This window comes from Ruegeria sp. BB7, assembly GCF_056539365.1.
This window is the reverse complement of record NZ_JBQFUV010000050.1, coordinates 1-709: the sequence shown is the minus strand read 5'-3', so window position 1 is coordinate 709 and position 709 is coordinate 1. Positions and strand designations below refer to the sequence as shown.

Below are 709 nucleotides of genomic sequence, written 5' to 3'. Positions count from 1 at the left end.
GCTCAGCGGTCCCGCAGGGCCGGTCACCGTGATATCACCGATATCGATGCTCGAGACATCAATGGCCACGTTGTCGGCAAAGGTCACGGTGATCTCGGTATCCAAGCTCCCGGTATCCGCCGCACCGATATCCGGCGCATCCGAGGATTGCACCACCGGCGCGGTGACATCAGCGGTATCGGCGATTAGTTGGAAATCTATGTAGTCGGTTCGAAGAGGTTCGCCACCATCCTTGAAGCCTACAATTCTAATCACATCGCCATTGGTTAAAGAAACGTTCTCTATCTTTCGTTCGACAATTGTTGATTGATCGGCAATTTCCCCACCAGGGTCCAAATCCCAAATAAACTCGTCGATTTCGACGTCATTGACGAATACTCGCATTGTTGATTGGCCATCGGATTCGTCAAAATGGCCAAGGCTCAGATCATAAAAACCACTTTCTCCCGTGAACGTAGTTGTCGCGTTTTGCTCGTCGTCTCCAGATGCTTGTAAAAACTGATTATTGGATGCTTGGCTGTTGGTCTTAATCGTAAACCCGCTAACGATCTGAAAAGTCTCGGCTTCAACTCTGAAGGATGGCGGCGGGCCAGCGGTATCGGCGGTAAACCCGGCAAGGGCGGGATCGGCGGCCACCGCATTGCCGCCGGTGTCAAAAACCTCGTCCGCCAGCAGGGCAACGGTATAGGCGCCGTTATCGGCCAGGTCC

General features: G+C 53.3%; 1 protein-coding gene. It reads right to left on the bottom strand.

Annotated elements, in window-relative coordinates:
• Positions 1 to 709 (bottom strand): hypothetical protein (locus ACR0D7_RS19410; protein WP_480680480.1); only part of this gene is annotated, 709 nt, incomplete at both ends.